This window comes from Scytonema sp. PCC 10023, from assembly GCF_963920835.1.
Classification (GTDB): Bacteria; Cyanobacteriota; Cyanobacteriia; order Cyanobacteriales; family Nostocaceae; genus Kalymmatonema.
In genome coordinates, this window is the sequence record NZ_CAWUDP010000056.1 from 50,644 (window position 1) to 71,957 (window position 21,314).

The following is a 21,314-nucleotide window of genomic DNA, read 5'->3' on the forward strand; positions in this document are numbered from 1 at the left end:
TCCGGCAGTCTAGGTTTAAGGCAGACAGGCTATGAGTCAAAACCCCCTAGTAGATTCGGGTGAGAAATCTTCCAAAAAAACTGGGTTGAAACCACCACTAGCAGCAGCAGTGGCTAGTTTGGAAGTACAACTCGATCAAGAGTTAACTCGATATCGACGCACACGAACTGGATATAGAACATTCAGCCAACCCCGTGTAGGCATTTCCACAAGCAGTAAATATCAACAATTAACTAGGGTTCATCCAATAAGGGACACAACAAAATCATCACTAGAAGACAGTCTCCAGAAATTTGGGTTGGCAACACCAAAAACCTCCACTCCGACTGTCGGGCAAGAGGAAATTCTTGTTACCCCAGAAACAAAAATCAACACGCCAAAATCTGTAGCAGAAACTCAACATCAGGTGTCAGCATCAGTGACAGCACCCGACACTTTGTTGCAACCCCAATCAAATACACCAGTTTCCTCAAAAACACAACAGCCACAATCTGAAGCAACACCAACTGACTCTGTCGAAGCGGAAACTATACCAGCGCCTAATGTCAGTATTGTGCCTACACGAGTCAAGGAACAAAGTCAGAGCCAGAGCGAAAATCTTGCATCACAAGATGACACAGACAAACAACCAAATGACTATTTGGAATCGTCTGAAGCACTACTGCGAAGTTTAACAGAAGAATCTAAAACTCAGAAAGCAAGTCATTCTAACGACAGTTTGTTATCACCCTTGGGCATTGGCTCGATGCTACTACTCTTATTAGCAAGTCTTACCTTGGGGTATGTAGCATTTAATCCTAAGAGCTTGTCACAATTTAGTTTAAATGGATTGTTTACACAAAATGCGCCAACAACTGCGGAAAATACCGTAGAAGCTGGTAAGAATGTTAAAACCGTAGCTCAACCACCTCTCTCGCCTATACCGAAGTATCCGAATTTAGCGACTGACGAGTTTGCGGAGGTGAGAGATCCAAATGATGTCGTTAGTTTAAAACCTAAATCCCAACCAACACCACCAGCATTACCTGACGTCAGTGTCCAAAACCCCAGCAATCGAGTCACAGTACCGAATGTGCAACCACCTTTAGGACTGAATTCGCCACCGCCTTCTACAACGAACCCTACTCAGACGGCATCGAATACTCAACAAAAGCCGGATACACAAATCAAACCGTCAGCAGATGGGTTTTATCATGTGATCACAGATAATCAAAGCGATCGCAGTTTTGCGTCTGCACGGCAAATCGTTCCTGATGCTTATTTATCACCCGACGGTAAAATCATTTATCTCGGTGCCCTCAAGAGCAAAGAGAAAGCACAAGAATTGTTGCAAGAGCTACAAGCAAAAGGCATGAAAGCTAGAATTCAGTAGCCTTAAGAGAAGTTGTGGAAAGGAGAAAGGGAATCTATCGGGGTGTAGGTGAAATTAAAGAAAAATCATAATTTAAAATATTTTCTCCATAACCCCTTGACCCCTTACACCCCTAATTAACCGTGAATGGAGGGTCTAACATGGGACTGATTGACCGTATAATGCGGGTGGTTCGCGCAAACCTCAATAGTTGGGTTGTAAGTGCAGAAGATCCAGAAAAAATTCTGGAAAAAACTGTCTTGGAGATGCAGGAGAATCTGGTGCAATTGCGGCAAGCGGTAGCCCAAGCGATCGCTACCCAAAAGCGCACTGAACGACAAATTGCTCATGCTCAGTCTACAGCAGAAGAATGGTACCGCCGCGCTCAACTAGCTCTGCAACAAGGCAACGAACCTCTAGCACGCGAAGCTTTGACCAAACGCCATGCCTACCAAGAAACGGCACAAGCACTTGCCACTCAAATAGAACAACAAAATGGTATTGTCGCCAGACTGAAACAGGATATGCGGACGCTAGAGCAAAAAATTGCCGAAGCAAAAACCAAAAAAGATATGTATATTGCGCGCGCTCGTTCTGCTGAAGCGTCATATAAACTCCAAGAAATGTTGGGCGCGACTTCTAGCATAGACGACATCAAAGCCTTTGAGCGTATGGAGGAAAAAGTTTTGCAGCTCGAGGCTCAAACAGAAGCGATCTCCATTACCAGTACAGATGATTTACAAAAGCAATTTGTTTCTTTGGAAGAGGGTGATCAGCTTGATGCAGAACTAGCAGCAATGAAGGCTCAACTTTCTACTGAATCACAAAAAAGACAACAGCTACCGAAAACTCCAGATTTATGAAGACTGGGCAATGTTTCAATTTCAAGCGTATCTTAAAAAATAAGAACTGGTGAGGAGGACTAATCCAAACCGGAACGATTACATTGAAATAAGTAGCTATCAAATAGTAAAAAAGCTAACTGCCCAACTAGGCGCGTAAATCACAAGAGGAAAAACAGAGTTATGGGATTATTTGATCGCATTAGGCGAGTCGTGAGTGCCAACCTCAACGACCTGGTCAATAAAGCCGAAGACCCGGAAAAAATGCTAGAACAAGCTATCCTGGAAATGCAGGAAGACTTGGTACAGCTGCGTCAGGGCGTTGCACAGGCAATTGCTGCCCAAAAACGTACTGAGAAACAGTATAATGACGCCCAAAACGAAATTAATAAGTGGCAGCGAAATGCTCAACTGGCACTGCAAAAAGGCGATGAAAACTTAGCAAGACAAGCGCTGGAACGCAAAAAGACTTTTACCGACACTGGCAATGCTCTCAAAGCCAGCCTTGACCAGCAAACTGTTCAGGTTGAGACTCTCAAGCGTAACTTAATCCAGCTTGAAAGCAAAATTTCTGAGGCAAAAACCAAGAAAGAAATGCTCAAAGCACGGATTACAGCCGCCAAAGCTCAAGAGCAACTCCAAGGCATGGTGCGTGGTATGAATACCAGCAGTGCAATGGCTGCCTTCGAGCGTATGGAAGACAAAGTTCTCATGCAAGAAGCCCGCGCGCAATCAGCAGGTGAGTTAGCAGGTGCGGATTTAGAAACCCAATTTGCCAAGTTGGAAGGTAGTAGCGATGTGGATGATGAATTGGCAGCTTTGAAAGCGCAAATGCTACCTGGCGGTTCACCAAATCAACCCCAACTACCGCAACAAACAACTGCTCCAAAATCAAATAATAATGAAGTGGTTGATGCCGAGTTGGATTCGCTACGCAAGCAATTGGATCAAATGTAGGCTTTTGATCAAACAAGCTTTGCGCCAATCCCACGCCACTCGGTTGTGGGATTTTGCTTCATAAATCATAAGTGCTTGATTACTTAGAAATCATTAGTATTATGACTTGGGCACAAATCGCGCTCAATTGAGGTAGTTGACTGCCAACAGATTGGGATAAAGTATTTTGTGTGCCTACGAATGAACGATGCCACCTGATGGAGATAGCCATGAGTAAGGGTGTTATATCCATAACTGATGCTGAGTTTGAAACGGAAGTATTGCAAGCCAATCAACCGGTATTGGTTTACTTTTGGGCTTCCTGGTGCGGACCTTGTCAATTAATGTCACCCCTGGTAAACTCGGCAGCCACTACCTACAGCGATCGCCTCAAAGTGGTAAAAATGGAAGTTGATCCTAACCCGGTCACAGTCAAGCAGTACCAGGTAGAAGGTGTACCTGCCCTCAGACTCTTTCAAGGAGATAAACTTTTGGTATCCACTGAAGGAGTCATCAGCAAAGACAAATTCCTCAGCCTGTTAGATTCTCATCTAAATAGTAATTAGTTATCAGTCATGAGTCCTTTGTGCAAATGCCAAATGACTCACGACTTATAACAAAGGACAAAGGACTAAAAATGCAGATTGCCAAGCGTTTACAACCCCTGCAATCAAATGTATTTCTTGATATGGACAAAGCCAAGGCAAAGGCTTTGGCTGCAGGACAAGAGTTAATTGATTTGTCACTCGGATCTTCGGATCTACCACCCCCAGCGCACGTCATCGAGACGATCGCCCAATCTCTGTACAACCCAAGTACCCACGGCTACTTGCTATTTCACGGTACCCTAGACTTTCGCCAAGCAGCCGCCCACTGGTATGAGCAAAAATTCGGTATTAGCGTCAATCCAGAAACAGAGGTACTGCCCCTGATTGGTTCCCAAGAAGGCACGGCTCATTTACCTCTAGCAGTCCTCAACCCAGGTGATTATGCCCTGTTGCTTGATCCGGGTTACCCCTCGCATATGGGGGGAGTTCACTTCGCCTCCGGGCAAATTTACGCAATGCCAATGCTGGCAGAAAACGATTTTTTACCAGTGTTTGCCGATATTCCCGCACCTGTCTTAGCACAGTCGCGGATGATGGTCTTAAGCTATCCTCACAATCCTACCACAGCGATCGCACCTTTATCCTTCTTTAAAGAAGCCGTAGCTTTTTGTCAGCAACACAATCTCGTCCTAGTTCACGATTTTCCTTACGTGGATTTGGTATTTCAGGAAACAGGGAAGGGCAAAGACCAATCCCTTGCTCCCTCGATTTTGCAAGCTGACCCACATAAAAGCGTCTCAATTGAATTTTTTACCCTCTCGAAGTCCTATAATATGGGCGGCTTCCGTGTTGGTTATGCCATCGGTAATGCCGAATTGATTCGTGCTTTACGTAAAATCAAAGCAGCAATTGATTTTAATCAGTACCGAGGGATTTTAAACGGCGCTATAGCTGCCTTAACTGGTCCACAAAGTGGGGTCACAGCCACTGTCGAAACCTTGCGCCAACGTCGAGATGCCTTTGTAGGTGCTTTGCATCGTATTGGCTGGTATGTTCCGACTCCCAAGGCAACAATGTATGTTTGGGCAAGGTTACCAGAACCGTGGAGCCGAGATTCTGTAGAGTTTTGTACTCAGCTTGTGCAAAAAACAGGGGTAGCCGCCTCACCCGGTGGTGGCTTTGGCAAATCTGGAGAAGGATATGTCCGCTTTGCCTTGGTGCATGACATACCCATGTTAGAAACCGCTGTAGAGAGAATTGCCAAGTTTTTGTGAACAGTGAATTATCTTCTTTGCAAATTCGAGATATTGGAGAACAAGGTCTTTTAAAAAGATTACAACGCTATTGTCCTCCAGAAATTATCGGAGATGATGGAGCTGTGGTTCCTACTGAACCAGGGCAATCTCTGGTAGTGACAACTGATGTGTTAATTGATGGTGTTCATTTCAGTGAGATTACGACTTCTGGGGAAGATGTAGGTTGGCGGTCTGCTGCTGCTAACTTATCAGATTTAGCAGCAATGGGCGCTTCCCCATTAGGAATTACTGTCGGGCTAGGACTTCCTGGAGATGTTTCCGTCAGTTGGGTAGAGCAATTGTACCAGGGAATGACACAATGCCTGCAACAGTACAATACGCCAATAGTCGGCGGTGATATCGTGCGATCGCCCACAACGATCATAGCTATTTCCGCTTTTGGTCAAGTTGATCCGTTACGTGTCATTCGCCGCAACAGCGCGAAAGTGGGAGATGTCATAGTTGTCACAGGTGTTCATGGGGCTTCATCTGCGGGCTTAAAATTACTGCTGCATCGCGAATTAGGGCAAAACCTGAGTGAGAGCGATCGCGCAACATTGATCCAGGCGCACCAAAGACCATTACCCCGACTAGACGTCTTACCAATTCTCTGGGAAATTCTAGAGACGTACCATGACGCGTCTTTTTTACCATCCCAAATCCGTATAGCTGGTATGGATAGCAGTGATGGCTTAGCAGATGCTGTGGTGCAAATTTGCCGTGCTAGTGGTGTTGGTGCTGTAGTTGAACGCATTTCAATTCCTTTACCAACACCATTCAATCACTGGCTGACAAAAGAACAAGCACTGGAATATGCTCTATATGGTGGCGAAGACTTTGAGTTAGTACTGTGCTTGCCAAAAGAACCAGCTTATGCTTTTGTGCAACAGATAGGCAACGGCGCGGCTGTTGTCGGCACAATTAGAGGTGAGTCAAGAGTAATTTTGCATGATCCAACACAAGAATACCCCGATCAAGATTTACTACTTGGTCGGGGATTTCAACATTTTGATCATTAGTCAATAGTCATTAGTCATTAGTCAAAGACTCTAATGACTGTTGACTATTTAACCCATTTTTCGGCGACTAACTCTGCCAAGTCAAGAACTCGTTGGCTGTAGCCCCACTCGTTGTCATACCAAGCCATGACTTTGACCAAGTCGCCACCCATGACAAACGTCAAGTTGGCATCGACAACCGAAGAGGCATCAGTACCTTGATAATCGGATGAAACCAGGGGTAGTTCGCTGTAGTCCAAAATGCCTTTAAGTTCACCTTGAGAGGCTTCTTTAAGGGCTTGGTTGACTTCCTCAGTAATAGTGGGTCTTTCAACCTGTATGACGAAATCCACCATCGAAACGTTTGGGGTGGGTACGCGCAACGCCACGCCATTCAGCTTGCCTTTGAGATCTGGTAGTACCAACGCTACAGCTTTTGCCGCACCAGTGGAGGTAGGCACAATATTGATCGCTGCTGCACGTGCCCGCCGTACATCGCGGTGAGACGCGTCTAGCAGGCGTTGGTCACCAGTGTAGCTGTGAGTGGTGGTCATCGTGCCTTTGATGATGCCGAATTTCTCGTGCAACACCTTAGCAATGGGAGCCAAGCAGTTGGTTGTACAGCTAGCGTTACTGATGATGTTGTGTTTTTCGTGGTCATAGTCGTGATGATTCACGCCAACCACAAAAGTCCCATCTTCGTTCTTGCCAGGTGCCGTGATCAGCACCTTCTTAGCACCAGCGTTGATGTGCTTCGTTGCCCCTTCTTTGGAAGTGAAAACCCCTGTTGCTTCGATAATTAGGTCAATTTCCCAGTCTTTCCAGGGCAAGTTTTCTGGGTTGCGGTCAGAGACACACTTAATGGTCTTACCGTTAACGATGATAGAGTTATCATCGGCACTAATGTCATCATTCTTTAACTTCCCTAGCATCGAGTCATACTTCAGCAAGTGAGCGTTGGTTCTAGGGTCGGATGTGTCGTTAATAGCGACAAGGTCGATATTACTATTTTCTCTAGTTAACCAACAACGTGCAAAGTTACGCCCGATGCGCCCGAAACCGTTAATTGCAACTCTAATCACAGCGTCTTGCCCTCTGTATATTTAGACCTTACAAAATGCTACTGATGACCCAGATCATACCGCAAAGGGGGGAGTATTTATAACTATAAAGTGTTAGATTCTCAAAAAAAGAAATATTTTCTTCCTACCCGTTTGTATACAGGTTGTGATCCTCAATATAAAGCCTGACTGATTCTGGGACTAGATAGCGAATTGATTGGCGTTCGCGGCAAAGGTTACGAATGAGACTTGACGAAAGCCCTACTAAAGGGATATGCAATAAGTGCCACTGTATGCTGACTGTCTGTTGTGTCAGTTTTTGTTCCACTTCCTTGCAGATTAACTCACTTTGAGCTATATTCTCACCACCTGGGAGTCGGGGTGCAATTAACCAATCACATAATTGTGCTAATTCTTGTCCACGATACCAACGAGGTAAGGTTTGAAATGTATCCAAACCAACAATCCAGTACCAATGAGTATTGGGGTAGTCAGCAGACAAGTCTATCAGGGTGTCGATCGCATAAGAAGCTCCACGGTTTTTTTCAACGAGTGATACAGTAAATCCCGGGTTGTCTGCGATCGCTCGTTGCACCATCTCGACTCGATGTTCAAATAAAGCCGCCTGTTTATGAGGAGGATTTTGTGAAGGCACCCAAATGACTTGTTCTAGAGGTACTTGATGCAATGCTGTCTGTGCTAACACAAGGTGTCCCCAATGAATTGGATCAAAAGTGCCACCAAAAATTGCCAATCGTTGCATCCACTCACGTCCAAGCTTTATGCAATTGAAAAGAATTTTATCTAGCAATTTACCATTGTAGCAAGTTGTAGCAAATGAGCCAAAAATATGTATTTTCAGTTACAATGATTTGTTTCCCGATCTGGCAGAAATATTCCGAATAAACATAATATATCTGTTCAGAAAGAGAAAAAATCACTAACAAGGGTAAAATCGATTTGAATGAAAAAACAAGAGCGAAAAAATCAACTTATCAATCATGAAAAGTATACAGAGGTGGTATCGGTAAAAATTGAATTCCTGTTATGATACGCGTGTCATTTAGGATGATTCTGTGGTGTGGTGATAGAGGAAAAATCGATGAAAAATACTGTAGACTTTAGTGGTAGACCATTCCATTTCATTGGTATTGGCGGTATAGGTATGTCTGCTCTAGCGTATGTGCTAGCAAAGCGCAATCTGCCAGTATCCGGATCGGATATTCGTCTTAACCAGATTACCCGACAATTAGAATCTATCGGAACTCATATTTTTGGCAAGCAAGAGGCAAGTAATATCGAGTTCTTTCGTTCCTTTTCTCAGCCTAATGGAATAGTAGTAAACACTCAAGAAGAATTACCGACTTTTGAGCAAGCAAAACTACCTCAAGTCATTTGTTCGACAGCAATTAACACAACTAATTTAGAGTACAAAGCTGCATTAGAATTGGGTTGCCCAATATTCCATCGATCTGATGTACTAGCAGCGTTAATCGCTGAATATCACAGCATTGCTGTAGCAGGAACCCACGGTAAAACGACAACGAGTAGTATGATTGGCTATATGCTACTCCAAGCAGGTGTTGATCCAACGATTTTAGTAGGTGGAGAAGTTAATGCTTGGTCAGGCAATGCCCGAATCGGGCAAAGTCGATATTTAGTGGCAGAAGCAGATGAATCGGATGGATCGCTGGTCAAACATACTCCCGAAATAGGCATTATCACCAACATAGAATTAGACCACCCTGACCACTACGACACGTTAGAGGAAGTGGTTCAAACTTTTCAGACATTTGCCAAAGGCTGTAAAACTTTGATAGGCAGCATTGATTGCGCTACGGTACGCGATCGCTTACAACCCACGATTACCTACAGCTTGTATCCTGAGACTGGCGCTGACTATAGCGTCACCAACGTAGACTATAGAGCCGATGGCACCACAGCTCTTGTTTGGGAAAGAGGCAAGGCTTTGGGCGTGTTAAATTTGCGCTTACTAGGTAAGCACAACCTCAGCAATGCTTTATCAGCAGTGGCGGTTGGTCGGATTTTGGGGTTAGAATTTGGAGAAATTGCAAAGGGTCTTGCTAGCTTTGAAGGCGCAAGACGACGTTTTGAATTTCGGGGTGAAGCTAATGGCATCACTTTTATTGACGACTACGCCCATCACCCGAGTGAAATTCGCGCTACTCTCGCTGCTGCACGCCTACAGGCAAGATCGCACCAGAGAGTCGTTGCCATCTTCCAACCCCATCGCTATAGCCGCACACTCACCTTTCTGGAGGAATTTGCTCAATCGTTTAGTCATGCTGATTTAGTTGTCCTCACTGATATTTACAGTGCAGGCGAGCCAGATCTGGGGCTAGTCAGTGGTGAAAAACTAGCTAGTGAAGTAGCTAAGCAGCACTCACAGGTGATATACCAACCAATAGCCTTAGTTAGCAACTACTTGCAGCACACTCTGCACCGTGGAGATTTAGCACTGTTTCTGGGAGCAGGGAATCTCAATCAAGTGATTCCCGAAGTCATGGCGACACTATGCCCGCCAGTTCAAGCGACTTCTTAAGGAAGATAACTTACGCAATAAGAGGGAGTTCTGCTTTATGCAAGATTATTTCCCTCAAGGGCATAGCGTCCGTCTAGCAATAGTTACATTGCTTCTCGCTGTTGTCGTATTTTTACGACATATAAACATCAAAATTTAGCTCATTCTAGAAAATATGACTATCTCCCAGGCAGTTGCTAATGTCTGCAAAGTTTCTGGCATGACAAACACCAGACAACTAACATCTAATAATTCCATCGAAACTAAGGAAATTTATTTACCCGGTACTGATTGCGTTATTAAATCCCAAGTCTCTCTGGCAGCATATACTTCTTACAGGGTTGGTGGGCCTGCTCAGTGGTGTGTTGCTCCTCGAAATCTAGAGGCTATGCAAGCCAGTATTCAGTATGCGAGAATGCATGAAATGCCCGTAACAATACTAGGCTCCGGTTCTAACTTGCTCGTAAGTGATTGTGGGATCTCTGGTTTAGTGATTGTGACTCGCCACCTGCGCCATAGTCATTTCGATCCCCAAACAGGTCGATTAACTGTAGCAGCAGGAGAACCAATTCCAGCTATTGCATGGCAAGCAGCAGAGCTAGGATGGCAAGGATTCGAGTGGGCTGTTGGTATCCCTGGAACGATTGGGGGTGCTGTAGTTATGAATGCAGGGGCACATAATAGTTGTATCGCAGATATATTAGTTAGTGCTGAGGTACTTTTACCTAATGGTACTTTGGAAACTGTTAGCCAGGAACAGTTGAGCTACAAATATCGTACCTCGATTCTGCAAGGAAGCGATCGCATTGTCACCCAAGCCACTTTTCAACTTCAACCTGGGGCAGACCCAGCCCAAGTTTTGGCAGCTACTAAACAGCACAAACAGCATCGATTGAATACTCAACCTTATCACCTGCCCAGTTGTGGCAGCGTGTTCCGTAATCCCAAACCTTACGCCGCAGGTTGGTTAATTGAACAAACGGGTTTGAAAGGCTACCAAATTGGCAAAGCGCAAGTTGCACAACGCCATGCTAATTTTATCGTCAACTGTGGTGGGGCTAGTGCTTGGGATATTTTCAATCTCATCCGTCATGTCCAGCATCAGGTACAAGAACGTTGGTCTGTTGTATTAGAACCAGAAGTAAAAATGATGGGAGAGTTTCAAGCTGCTGCTTGAATAATACCAGGTTCTGGTGAACTACCCAACCTTAGCTTTGCTTGAAGGTTGGGCTTCCAACTTCATAGAGGAATGCCGCATCTTAGGCTTACGCCCTCGAATTGGTCTTACTTCCTCTCCATTGGCGTTGACCTCCCCCGTCCCAGAGGAGGACAGCATTCTGATACCTTCTGCTCTAATATTCATTGCTGCATTACCATCTCTATCATGATGAGTACCGCAACTAGGACAAGTCCAAGCCCTGGCATCTAACGGCAACTCGTTGATTTGGTAATGACAATTAGAGCAAAGTTTGGAGCTAGGGAACCATCGGTTTATTTCTATCAACGTCCCGCCATTCCGCTCTAGCTTGTAGGACAAGAAATTGACAAAAGTTCCCCAACCTGTATCAGATATTGCTTTCGCTAGTTTGTGGTTACGTACCATGCCCTTGACGTTTAAGTTTTCAACTACTACGACTTGATTGTTACCAACTATCTTTCTAGATAGTTTGTGTAAGTAGTCTTGACGGACATTGCTAACTTGTTCGTACACCCTAGCTACAATCTTTGTTGCCTTTCTACGACGATTGCTACCTTTGACTTTACGTGCAGCAATACGCTGTTTTTTGGCTAGCTTTTTTTCATATTTGCAAGCGTGTTTTGGGTTTGGATACTTGGAAACTTTCTCGCCATCATAAGTAATTGCAAAATCCTTGATACCCAAGTCAATTCCTACAACCTTACCGTCTGTGCTGGACGCTGGATAATCGCCCTCATATTCCATCAACACAGAAGCATAATACTTGCCTGAAGGGCATTTGCTAACAGTGACAGTTTTGATAGTTCCATCAAGCAGGCGATGTATTTTTGCTTTTACTCCCCCTAACTTACCTGGAAACTTCAAACAATCATCAACCTGTTTTACCTTCTGTGGGTACTGGATTGATTGACGCTGATGTTTTGACTTGAACCTTGGATATTTTGCTCTACCTTCAAAAAAGTTTTGATATGCACGACTAAGATTGAGGCTCACAGATTGTAGAACTTGTGAATAACACTCTCCTAACCATTCAGTCTCTTTGTCTTTTTTGAGCGCTGGCAATAAAGAGTTAAGTCCAGATTGAGACAAGCCCTTGCCAGTTTCCTTATAGGTTTCAATGCATTTATTCAACCCATAATTCCACCACCAACGCGCACAACCAAAGTGTTGTGCAAGTATTTGAACTTGCTCGTCAGTGGGGTACAACCTGACTATTACGGCTTGTCGTCTCATCTCAACTTCTACAAAATATCGACCTGTTACTACTATATACTATTTTCAGTAAGACAGCCAGATATTTGACGACTCCTCATACATCTTTTCCCTCAACAGCCTGCGGCTATTGTTGGTCAAAGATGCAATCGTCGCCGTCTGCAGTAATCCCCACCCTACGGGTACGTTCAGGGTGGGGACTTCCGCGAATTCGTTAAGCTGTTTAGCAGACCTTCACAAGCATCGATAAGTAGGTCAATAACTAGATGAAATCCCTCTGTCCCACCATAGTAAGGGTCTGGAACTTCCTTGAGATTGTGCCTAGAGCAGAAATCACATATTAAGTGTACTTTGTGGTTATATTTTCCCGTTGGATCAAGATACAGGATGTTTTGATAATTTTCTCGATCCATCGCCAAAATTAAATCAAAGTTCTCAAAGTCAGACTTTTGGAATTGGCGTGCTTGACCACGCAATTTTATTTGCAGTTTTTGAAACGCTGCAGCACTCATACGCCGATCAGGTGGGCTACCAATGTGATAACTCGATGTTCCAGCAGAGTCGCAGACAATGCGTTCGCTCAATTCACCCTGCTCGATCAGATAGTTCATAATGTTTTCTGCCGCTGGCGAGCGGCAGATGTTCCCTAGGCAGACAAACAGCAGCTTGTAAGGCATATGTATTGGGCTTTCTATTCGTCTATAGTCAATAGTCTACAGTCCATAGTCTAGGCAATTTTGACTCTTGACTGTTGAAGTGTTGACTAAAAACCGGGAAGCTCCAGTCCACTGGTCAATTCTTCCATGCGTTCGCGCATTGCTGTAGTGGACTTGTTGTAGGCGTCTTTCATTGCTGCCGTTACGAGATCAGAAAGGACTTCTGCTCCTTCGTTTAAAGCATCAGGAGAAATTTCCACCCGCCGAGGTTCTTGGTTACCGCTAACAACGACCTTAACTAAACCACCACCAGCCTCTCCTTGAATCTCCATTTGCTCCAATTCTTCTTGGAGCCGCTTTGCGCCTTCTTGAACTTGCTGCGCTTTTTTAAAGGCTTCAGCCAGTTCTTTCATTTTTCCCAAGCCAAAACCAAATCCCTGTCCTTTTCCTGTCATAATCTATTGTCCACGCGTGCTTTGAATGACAAATCAAATTCAATTATAGATGTGGTGGGTCAAATGCCTGCTTTTTACCCATAAGTGATCCACTTTGCGGGTTCTATCAATGCTACCAGATGGGAACAGTCAAGCTATTATCGGTATGCTTGCTTTATATATATTACAGCTTCTAGATAGTTTTGTCGTTTGGCGAATTAACAAATACTCTCAAAGCCTTAGAATATAAAAGTTTTACCCATGAAAGTTTTTCCAGTCTGATTAACATAAAAAGGATATCACTGCTACACAGAACATTATTAAACTTGTTTAAAGTTTATCATTCAACTAAAGTTTCCTTTAGAGGGTCTGCTTCCCGCTTCATTCAAGGGAGTCGGCTCCAACAGTCCCCGGGCGTAAAGAAAGGATGTAGCCCATCCTATTTATCAAAACTTTATGAGCTTTGAAGCTTTTAGCCACTTTAAACCGCTATTTTCAGCAAATTTAACAAATCGTGGACTTGACCTTTGACCTTTTTACAGGCTTGCTAGTAATGACCGCGACTATGGTTTACAAACCATTTTTTTAAGCCTTGGTTTTCGGAATTATAAATTAATTTTACAACACAAAGTCAAAAAACTTATTCTTCTTGAAGAAATATAAGTAAGTTTAATAATGTTTTTAGCTATTTAATTTAGCTTTTTTCTCATTTTGGTGAGACTATAACACACCTATCGTTAAAGATGGGGAGATGCCAAGCACAAATTTCTTCTCAAAAAATAATTGAGTGTTTATACTTAGTATTATTTGATTTGCTGACGAAATCAAATAAGCTTCACTCTGGAATCATGTTGTAACTTTTCCAAGCAACCCATATTATTATACGCTGTGATCAAAAAGTTTAAACCTTTTAGTACATCTTCATAGTCCAAGTGTGACATTTTTTTAACAAGAGCTTGACATTAATTGATACCGAAATTTTCAATGACTAGTATGAATTATGTATATTATTATTCTAGGTCTTGGCAAAGCGATCGCGGGCATTGGGTAAAATCCGTATAGCAACGCTACAGGTTATTTAATGTGGCGAAAGGAGTATATTTTCAGGGGCTGCCTATCAAAGAAAAATTGCGCTATGCGTAATGTAGTCAAGCCTTATTAGACGTGAATCTACCAATAACAAGTAACAACAGCAATCGCACAAGGTAGCGCAACTACATCTGCAACGGGTGCAGCAGCCAATGTGTTGAGTTCGTATTTGTGAACGGATACTCTAACCAGAACAACTAGCGTTGTCTATCGATAGATTTTGATGGCAAGGGTTATGGTGTGGTAAAACTAAGGTGAGTCTTGAACACACAACGGTGAGCAAATGCAAAATATAAAGCTTTTATGGCTTTACCGTATGCCCAAGCATACACAAAGATATCAAAACTCTCTTAAGTAGATAAAGTTGAACACGGTTGCTGGAAAAATACAAAATATGACTATAGACGGTAGTAAACAAGGGAGTTATAGAGAAATATTAGTTATAGTTAGTTTGCAAGCCAAGGAAAAAACTCTCATAAGAGTGAATTACCTCTTAGGTACAAGATTCAAAGCCGCAAGAAATAGATTTTTATCGTTTCTGATTGGTCAAATCTTTGATTTTCCGAAATTATATATCTAGTACAAGAAGGCAGCTATGGTAAAGACGCAAATGGTAACAACATTAGCTTTTTATGGCTTTTTAATGCTTGGATTATTTCTACCATAAGGTACTAGATTTTTTCAACTCACATTTTATTAAACGCTACTGTCAGGAAAAACTGTAACTTCTTATACAGCTAGCTCAAACGTTAAAGTGTAGTCGGTTGATGATGGGTTTAACTCATAGTTAACCTTAAATAGGGATTTAAGATTGACTTTATAAATCAACTATTAGTGGAGTTATCATCTGGTAATTCTGTCATAGTATGAAACATAAGAGTACTATTCTTACCTGTGTTTACCTACAGTGCTTACAAAAGCAAACTTCTTAGTCCAAAATGCTAGGGGTGTACTGTCCATGCCCTTGACGATCCTTGTAGTGGATGACGACCTGGGCACTCGTCTGTCTATCAGCGATTATCTTGAATTGTCTGGCTATTCAGTAATCACAGCTGATGACGGACAAGAGGCTTTGGCGATGGTGGAGGAGTACCATCCTGATTTGATGGTCACTGATATTGTCATGCCACGAATGAACGGATATGAATTAGTACGGCGGGTACGTCAACAGCCTGGGTTCCGTTTGTTGCCTGTTATATTGCTAACAGCGCGAACTAAGACACAGGAAAGAATTCTAGGCTACCAGTCAGGATGCGATTTATACTTGCCCAAGCCTTTTGAACTCGAAGAGTTAGCAGCGGCAATTCGCAATCTTTTAGAGCGAGCACAAATTATTCAATCACAGTACGGTTTTTCTCATCAAGAAAATTGGGGGACTGGCGCTACCCCAACAAAATCGTTGGATGCGCATCACTCCCAGTTGACTGATATTCAAAAATCCCAGATGTTCTCTGACTTGACCTCAAGAGAGCAAGAAGTCTTAGAACTTTTAACTCATGGTCTTTCTAATGCTGAAATGGGTCAGCAGTTGCACCTTAGTCCCAGGACTGTGGAAAAGTATGTTAGCAGTTTATTGAGAAAAACAGAAACCAACAACCGAGCAGAATTAGTCCGGTTTGCGATTAAGCATGGTTTGGTGGAATAGTTGATCGTGCTTAACTGTGCATAATACCCGAATGACTCACTAGCAGTGTGGTTTTTTTACTGAGCTTAGTCTTTTCTACTATTTAAGTAACATAATTACTTTTTTTTAACTTTCTTGGCAAGGTTGTTAATATCTTAGCAATTGAACAAACTAACATTATTTGCAAAAATCGGCTAATTCAGTCTTCTAACTCAATAAGCAACGCAATCTACACATTTTGTATTATAGGACTGGTGCTGATACTACACCCTTAGTCTCCAACACAGCTGCAACTCGTAGTATCACCGCTTCGTTGTAAGGCGCAGCTATCAACTGTACCCCTAAAGGTAGAGTATTTGGGCGTTGAATTGGTACTGACAAAACAGGCAAGCCGATAAAAGATAATGGTTGAGTAAATAACCCTAGATGGGGACGAACGAGAATTTCCTCACCATCTAAAATCATTGTTTGTTGACCAAGAAGCGGCGCAGAAATTGGTGTGGTTGGGGCAAGAATAACATCTACCTTTTGAAAGATTTCTTGGATTTTATCTCTATACCATCTTCTAAAACGTTGTGCCTGAATGTACCAGTTACTCGGTATCAAGGCACCGGCAAGAAAGCGATCGCGTGTCGCTGGATCAAAATCTTGGGGACGCGATCGCAGTTTCTCCAAATGTAAATTTGCCCCCTCACAAGCTGTGATCACAAACGCCGCAGCCCTAGCGCGATGTGCTTCGGGTATTGTGACATACTCGGTTACATCCAAAGCATCAGCAACCTTTTGCACTGCTTCCAATGCTTCAGCACTTGCGCCTTTTAGGAAATAATCACCGGCAATGGCAATTCTTATACCATCGATATTTTGTAGAGACGCGCCCTGATTTTGTAGAGACGCGCCATGGCGCGTCTCTACAGGACGACGCTTTGTACAAACTGGATCTCGTTCATCTTCCCCTTGAAGCACATCAAACGCCGTAGCAATATCTCGCACCGAACGGGCAAATGGTCCAACATGGTCTAAACTGCTGGAAAATAATGCTACTCCAGCACGAGACAACCGCCCATAAGTTGGTTTCAAACCAAAAACACCACATAAAGCTGCAGGGACACGAATCGAACCATTCGTATCAGAACCCAGCGTTAGCGGAACCAAACCAGCTGCAATAGCCGCCGCCGAACCACCCGATGAACCACCAGCAACCCGGTTTAAATCATGGGGATTATGGCTCATACCATAATGTGAGTTTTCCGTCACGAACCCATAGGCGTATTCATCCATATTTAAAGCGCCTACAAGAACTGCTCCCGCTTGTTTCAACCTTGCGACTGCTGTTGCATCCTGACTTGCTGGCGGGTTTTCGGCGTTGATTTTTGCGCCCGCAAGAGTTGTTAACCCCGCGATATCGAAAAGGTTTTTAACAGCGAAAGGTACACCAGCCAATAAACCAGGATTTTTACCTTGGGCAATTTCCCCATCAATTCTTTCTGCATCTGCCAAAGCAGTTTCAGCAGTTACAGTTGTAAAACAATTGAATTCATTATCTCTGGCAGCAATTCTTTGTAAAGCAGCTTTGGCAACTTCCACCGCACTCACTTTACCTTCTCGCACAGCCGTCGCTATTGCTACTGCATCAGCTTGTTCTAAATTCATGGTTCAAACGTAGGTGCAGCTTCAACATTCTCAGGCAAAGGAAACTCATTTACAACTTGGGCGATCGCCTTAATTCTCTCAAAATTAGCCACCACCCCATCTCGATACTCATCCCTCAATTGCAGATCCAACAACAAAGCCATCAAATCCACATACTCCCCCACATCAAACCCCTTATTTTCCATCTCTCCTCCTCTGTGTCCTCTGCGCCTCTGCGGTTCATTCAATCCTCATAGTTCGCCCAGTCAGATTTGCAATCACCGCAATCAGTTCTCCCGGTTCAACAGGTTTCGCAACATGAGATTGAAACCCTGCTAAAAGAGCTGCCTTGCGATCCTCTGCCCTAGCATAAGCAGTTAGTGCAACAGCCGGAATCCGTCCACCTTGATTTGATTCAAGCGCTCTCACCCGTCGCAACAGCGCGTAGCCATCCTGTTCTGGCATACCAATATCACTAATGAGAATATCAAAGCGTGAGTCAGACGTTTGCTCCTACGGTAGGATGTACCCGTTCCGGTTCTTGTGTTTTGGTGCTGACAGGACTTATCGGTAGCTTTACAGTAAACGTTGTTCCCTGTCCTTCTCCCAAACTTTCCACATGAACTGAACCACCATGCAAGTCAACTAAGTGACGCACAATCGATAACCCCAATCCCAAACCGCCAAAAGAGCGAGTTATTGAGCTATCAGCCTGACGAAAGCGGTCAAAAACATAAGGAAGAAATTCAGGGCTTATTCCTTTACCTGTATCAGCCACAACAATTTCCACATAGGAGTGGACACGTTCTAAGCGAATCTGCACTCGTCCGCCCTTGGGTGTGAATTTAATGGCATTCGATAGCAGATTCCAGACAATTTGCTGCAAGCGGTCTGAATCGCCAAAAACTGGTCCAGCAGCAGGATCAAGTACAGGTTGAAGTTGGATGTTTTTTGCTAGGGCGGCAGGGCACACGGTATCAATTGCTGCTTCAATGACCGACAATAGATCCACAGCACGAACGTTCAGGCGCAGTTTCCCTTGGATAATGCGGGAAACATCGAGCAAATCTTCGACCAATTGTGCCTGTGCCCTAGCATTGCGTTCAACGGTTTCCAGCGCCCGGGCGGTGGCTGCTTCGTCAAACTTCCTGGTACGCAACAGAGTTAGCCAACCAAGCATGGCATTCAATGGCGATCGCAACTCATGGGAAAGAACGGCAAGAAACTCATCCTTCATCCGATTTGCCGCTTCTGCTTTCGCCCGCGCTTTTTGTTCAGCCAGCAAAAGGCGATCGCGCTCAAGTTCTGCTTTTTTGCGTTCGCGTAGCGCGGCTTGCCGTTCGCTGATGTCCAGTACAAATGCAACTCCATTAACCTGGGAATCGTCCATTAAAGCTATACCTAGGACAACTTGCACCCGTGTACCGTCTCGTCGGACGTACTCCTTCTCGTAAATACTGGAAACTCCGGTGGCAAAGGCTTCCTCAAGCGCTCGGTTATCCACATCGTTGTACTCTGGTGGAGTCAGTGGGTGCCATTTAATTTTGCCTAAAACATCAAACTCTTGACGGCTGTAGCCAACAATACGCAGGTAGGCATCGTTGGCATCGGTGATGAAGCCTTCTGCATTCCAGAAAGCAACTCCCACGAGATTGGACTCAAACAAGCGCCTAAACTTGGCTTCGCTTTGTTGAAGTGCTGACTGCGCCCGTTTGCGTTCAGTCACATCACGAAAATAAACTGCAAGCCCTTCAGTGCTGGGATACGCCCTAATTTCCAGCCAGCAGTGTAATACCTCACTGAACTCCTCAAGCTCAATGGGAACTTGTTCGGCGATCGCTCGATGAGCTTCTTGATAAAAAGTACTGCCAATTAATTCCGGATAAACATCGTTCCATATTTGCTTGCCAAGCAGTTCTTCAGTTGGTTTTTGCAAAAGGCGTGCAGCTTCCTGATTCACGTAGGTGTAGCGCCACTCACGATCAAAGGCAACAAAAGCTTCTGTTATGCTTTCAAGAATCTTCGTGATGCGCTTGTTAGCCGCTTGCAAAGCTTCCTCTGCCTGTACACGCTCAGTGATCACTTCTGTAAAAATAATGATGCCACCAATTTCATCAGCACGGTTCCGCCAAGGATGGATTTCCCATTTCACCCAATCAATTGAGCCATCAGCACGGGGGAATAGTTCTTTGTCGCATTTCCGAACCGCCCCAGCCAAACACGAAGCATGAATTTCTCGCCAAGAGTCAGGAATTTCGGGAAAGACTTCGTAATGAGAGCGATCAATAATGTTTTGGTCTTGCAACTGAAAATCTGTCAGCCATCGTTGGCTCACAAGAATATATCGCATCTGCTTGTCAAGCATAGCAATAGCTGCTGGCGCATGCTCCACAAACAACCGCAACTGTTCTTCTCTGAGTTGTAGCGATTCTTCAATCTGCTTGCGCTCACTCAGGTTACTCACCATAGCGAGTCCGCCTTGAAATTCTCCCGATTCAGCCAAAATTGGAGTGGTTGAAACCAGCGTCCATAGATTAGAGCCATCCCGACACCGAAACTGAAAGTCGAATCGCTGTCTCATTCCCTGCTTCAATCGGGCTATGTACCGCTGTGCTTCACTCTGAGCTACTTGATCCATGAAGTCGGAAATCGAACGCTGCAGCATTTCCTCCACGCTATAGCCCAACATTTGCGCCAATTGCGGATTAACATACTCCGTACGCAACTGGGCATCAAATAACCAAATACCCTCACCCGCCGTCTCCACAATGTGACGATACCGTACTTCAGCCGCTTGTAGCTTTTCTAAGCTCACTTCAGCCCGTCGCTTGGCAGTACGTAGCGCCTCACATAACACACTAAAGAGGATTCCCTGAAGTGCGAACAGCACGAGCCTGATAGTGTTGGGCAGATCGAGCGCCAGCGAATAAATTGGCTGTATAAAGAAATAGTCGCTAATCAGAACAGACAGGAAGGTAGACACTAGCCCCGCTCTCAAGCCTTTGTACCATGCACTTACCATCACCGCCCCAAAAAACAGCAAAAAAGGGGTCTTAGTCATAGCAAGCCAAGGATCTAGCGCCAGCATAAGTACTAGCGCCACACCAACACAGAGTCCAGCAACGCTATATTGCTGTAGCCGAGAGCGGGTAACTTTTAGCATTCAATTGTTGATAGTTGTCTTTAGTAGCTAGCTCAAACTTTGTTTAATTTACAACATATCTCTGATTTTCACATTTACCTTAAGAGTTATTTTTTGATTTTCTTGTGTTCTGCTCGCTCCACTTAATTCTCCTGCAAACTAACTCTGAGAGCTACGTTTTCGATATTTTTAATTTACAAAGACTTGAGTTGCTATCTCCTAGTATTTATTATATTTCATGAGGCAATTCAAAGAAGCCATCTTCACGATGCTCAAAATCAATGACTTTAAAGACAGCATCAATATTCAAAGCACCATAAAGGTGAGGAAATAGTTCGTTATCCTCAACTCCTTCATAGCGAATTTCAGGTTTCACTTTGTCAGAGTCGATATAAAGAAGTACTAATCCCTTTTGATTGTGAAAAAAGGTATTTGCAACTTTGATGATTTGTGTTGGAGTTGAACAGTGGATAAAGCCTTCAGAGTCGAGGGTATCACCCCGATACGTTTTTACGAGTTTTGCTTGTTCCCATTGTTCGTGTTGGGTGATATGTAAGATGGTGCTCATTAAGATTTTTTAATACACTTTTTTAAGGTGGGCAGTACCCACCCTCTTTATTATTTATCAGATTGGACAATTTTACAAATTTCATCGAGAATCAAGTTATGCTCAACAGGTTCATCAGGACAAAATTCTAAATATAGGAGTCCTATTTGATTTTTGAAAAAACTCCGTACATAGCAAGAGTGTCAA

General features: G+C 43.9%; 17 protein-coding genes and 2 pseudogenes. 9 read left to right on the plus strand and 10 right to left on the minus strand.

Annotated features, from left to right (window positions below):
- Positions 1–31 precede the first annotated feature (31 nt).
- The 6 genes from ACM0OZ_RS29155 (at position 32) to thiL (ending at position 5,991) form a co-directional block, all read left to right on the plus strand.
- The gene (locus ACM0OZ_RS29155) at positions 32–1,372 is read left to right on the plus strand and encodes a hypothetical protein (protein ID WP_414586331.1); all 1,341 of its coding nucleotides are present in this window, start codon (positions 32–34) and stop codon (positions 1,370–1,372) included.
- 140 nt (positions 1,373–1,512) lie between these two features.
- The gene (locus ACM0OZ_RS29160; protein ID WP_414586332.1) at positions 1,513–2,214 is read left to right on the plus strand and encodes a PspA/IM30 family protein; all 702 of its coding nucleotides are present in this window, start codon (positions 1,513–1,515) and stop codon (positions 2,212–2,214) included.
- Between the two features lie 162 nt (positions 2,215–2,376).
- Positions 2,377–3,150 carry a PspA/IM30 family protein gene (locus ACM0OZ_RS29165; protein ID WP_414586333.1) on the plus strand — a complete coding sequence of 258 codons (774 nt, stop codon included), beginning with the start codon at positions 2,377–2,379 and terminating at the stop codon, positions 3,148–3,150.
- A gap of 209 nt (positions 3,151–3,359) precedes the next feature.
- Positions 3,360–3,695, plus strand: coding sequence for a thioredoxin family protein (locus ACM0OZ_RS29170; protein WP_073635741.1), 336 nt, complete (start codon positions 3,360–3,362; stop codon positions 3,693–3,695).
- Between the two features lie 71 nt (positions 3,696–3,766).
- The gene (locus ACM0OZ_RS29175; protein ID WP_414586334.1) at positions 3,767–4,951 is read left to right on the plus strand and encodes an LL-diaminopimelate aminotransferase; all 1,185 of its coding nucleotides are present in this window, start codon (positions 3,767–3,769) and stop codon (positions 4,949–4,951) included.
- Positions 4,948–5,991, plus strand: coding sequence for a thiamine-phosphate kinase (thiL, locus tag ACM0OZ_RS29180; RefSeq protein WP_414586335.1), 1,044 nt, complete (start codon positions 4,948–4,950; stop codon positions 5,989–5,991). Before ACM0OZ_RS29175 ends, thiL begins: the two co-directional genes overlap by 4 nt.
- A 44-nt stretch (positions 5,992–6,035) precedes the next feature.
- Here thiL and ACM0OZ_RS29185 read toward each other — a convergent pair whose 3' ends face one another.
- Together ACM0OZ_RS29185 and nadD are read right to left on the minus strand one after the other, a co-directional pair.
- Positions 6,036–7,052 carry a type I glyceraldehyde-3-phosphate dehydrogenase gene (locus tag ACM0OZ_RS29185; protein WP_414586336.1) on the minus strand — a complete coding sequence of 339 codons (1,017 nt, stop codon included), beginning with the start codon at positions 7,050–7,052 and terminating at the stop codon, positions 6,036–6,038.
- A 124-nt stretch (positions 7,053–7,176) separates the two neighbouring features.
- The gene (gene nadD / locus ACM0OZ_RS29190; protein ID WP_414586337.1) at positions 7,177–7,794 is read right to left on the minus strand and encodes a nicotinate (nicotinamide) nucleotide adenylyltransferase; all 618 of its coding nucleotides are present in this window, start codon (positions 7,792–7,794) and stop codon (positions 7,177–7,179) included.
- Positions 7,795–8,133: 339 nt separating this feature from the next.
- Between nadD and murC the strand changes: the two genes are divergently transcribed.
- Together murC and murB are read left to right on the plus strand one after the other, a co-directional pair.
- A complete protein-coding gene (murC, locus tag ACM0OZ_RS29195; RefSeq protein ID WP_414586338.1) occupies positions 8,134–9,594 on the plus strand; it encodes a UDP-N-acetylmuramate--L-alanine ligase in 1,461 nt (486 codons plus the stop codon).
- Positions 9,595–9,748: 154 nt separating this feature from the next.
- Entirely contained in the window at positions 9,749–10,750 is a 1,002-nt protein-coding gene (gene murB / locus ACM0OZ_RS29200) for a UDP-N-acetylmuramate dehydrogenase (RefSeq protein ID WP_414586339.1), read from the plus strand.
- Between the two features lie 21 nt (positions 10,751–10,771).
- Here the strand turns inward: murB and ACM0OZ_RS29205 are convergent, their stop codons facing one another.
- The 3 genes from ACM0OZ_RS29205 to ACM0OZ_RS29215 form a co-directional block, all read right to left on the minus strand.
- Positions 10,772–12,004, minus strand: a complete 1,233-nt coding sequence (locus ACM0OZ_RS29205) for an RNA-guided endonuclease InsQ/TnpB family protein (RefSeq protein WP_414586340.1) — start codon at positions 12,002–12,004, stop codon at positions 10,772–10,774.
- A 167-nt stretch (positions 12,005–12,171) separates the two neighbouring features.
- The gene (locus tag ACM0OZ_RS29210; RefSeq protein WP_414586341.1) at positions 12,172–12,660 is read right to left on the minus strand and encodes a low molecular weight protein-tyrosine-phosphatase; all 489 of its coding nucleotides are present in this window, start codon (positions 12,658–12,660) and stop codon (positions 12,172–12,174) included.
- An 86-nt stretch (positions 12,661–12,746) separates the two neighbouring features.
- The gene (locus tag ACM0OZ_RS29215; protein WP_096568420.1) at positions 12,747–13,094 is read right to left on the minus strand and encodes a YbaB/EbfC family nucleoid-associated protein; all 348 of its coding nucleotides are present in this window, start codon (positions 13,092–13,094) and stop codon (positions 12,747–12,749) included.
- Between the two features lie 2,026 nt (positions 13,095–15,120).
- Here ACM0OZ_RS29215 and ACM0OZ_RS29220 point away from each other — a divergent pair.
- Positions 15,121–15,807: a response regulator transcription factor gene (locus tag ACM0OZ_RS29220; protein ID WP_414586342.1), complete on the plus strand. Its 687-nt coding sequence runs from the start codon at positions 15,121–15,123 to the stop codon at positions 15,805–15,807.
- Between the two features lie 222 nt (positions 15,808–16,029).
- On the opposite strand, the gene ACM0OZ_RS29225 is transcribed toward ACM0OZ_RS29220, so the two are convergent.
- The 5 genes and pseudogenes from ACM0OZ_RS29225 to ACM0OZ_RS29245 form a co-directional block, all read right to left on the minus strand.
- Complete coding sequence (locus ACM0OZ_RS29225; RefSeq protein WP_414586343.1) at positions 16,030–17,439, minus strand: AtzE family amidohydrolase; 1,410 nt, start codon at positions 17,437–17,439, stop codon at positions 16,030–16,032.
- Positions 17,436–17,624, minus strand: coding sequence for a DUF4089 domain-containing protein (locus tag ACM0OZ_RS29230; RefSeq protein ID WP_414586344.1), 189 nt, complete (start codon positions 17,622–17,624; stop codon positions 17,436–17,438). Before ACM0OZ_RS29230 ends, ACM0OZ_RS29225 begins: the two co-directional genes overlap by 4 nt.
- Before the next feature lie 34 nt (positions 17,625–17,658).
- Positions 17,659–19,144, minus strand: a pseudogene (locus ACM0OZ_RS29235) (ATP-binding protein).
- Positions 19,124–20,581, minus strand: a pseudogene (locus ACM0OZ_RS29240) (PAS domain S-box protein); the annotation flags it as partial. The pseudogenes ACM0OZ_RS29240 and ACM0OZ_RS29235, both read right to left, overlap by 21 nt.
- Before the next feature lie 208 nt (positions 20,582–20,789).
- A complete protein-coding gene (locus ACM0OZ_RS29245; protein WP_414586345.1) occupies positions 20,790–21,128 on the minus strand; it encodes a DUF952 domain-containing protein in 339 nt (112 codons plus the stop codon).
- Positions 21,129–21,314 lie beyond the last annotated feature (186 nt).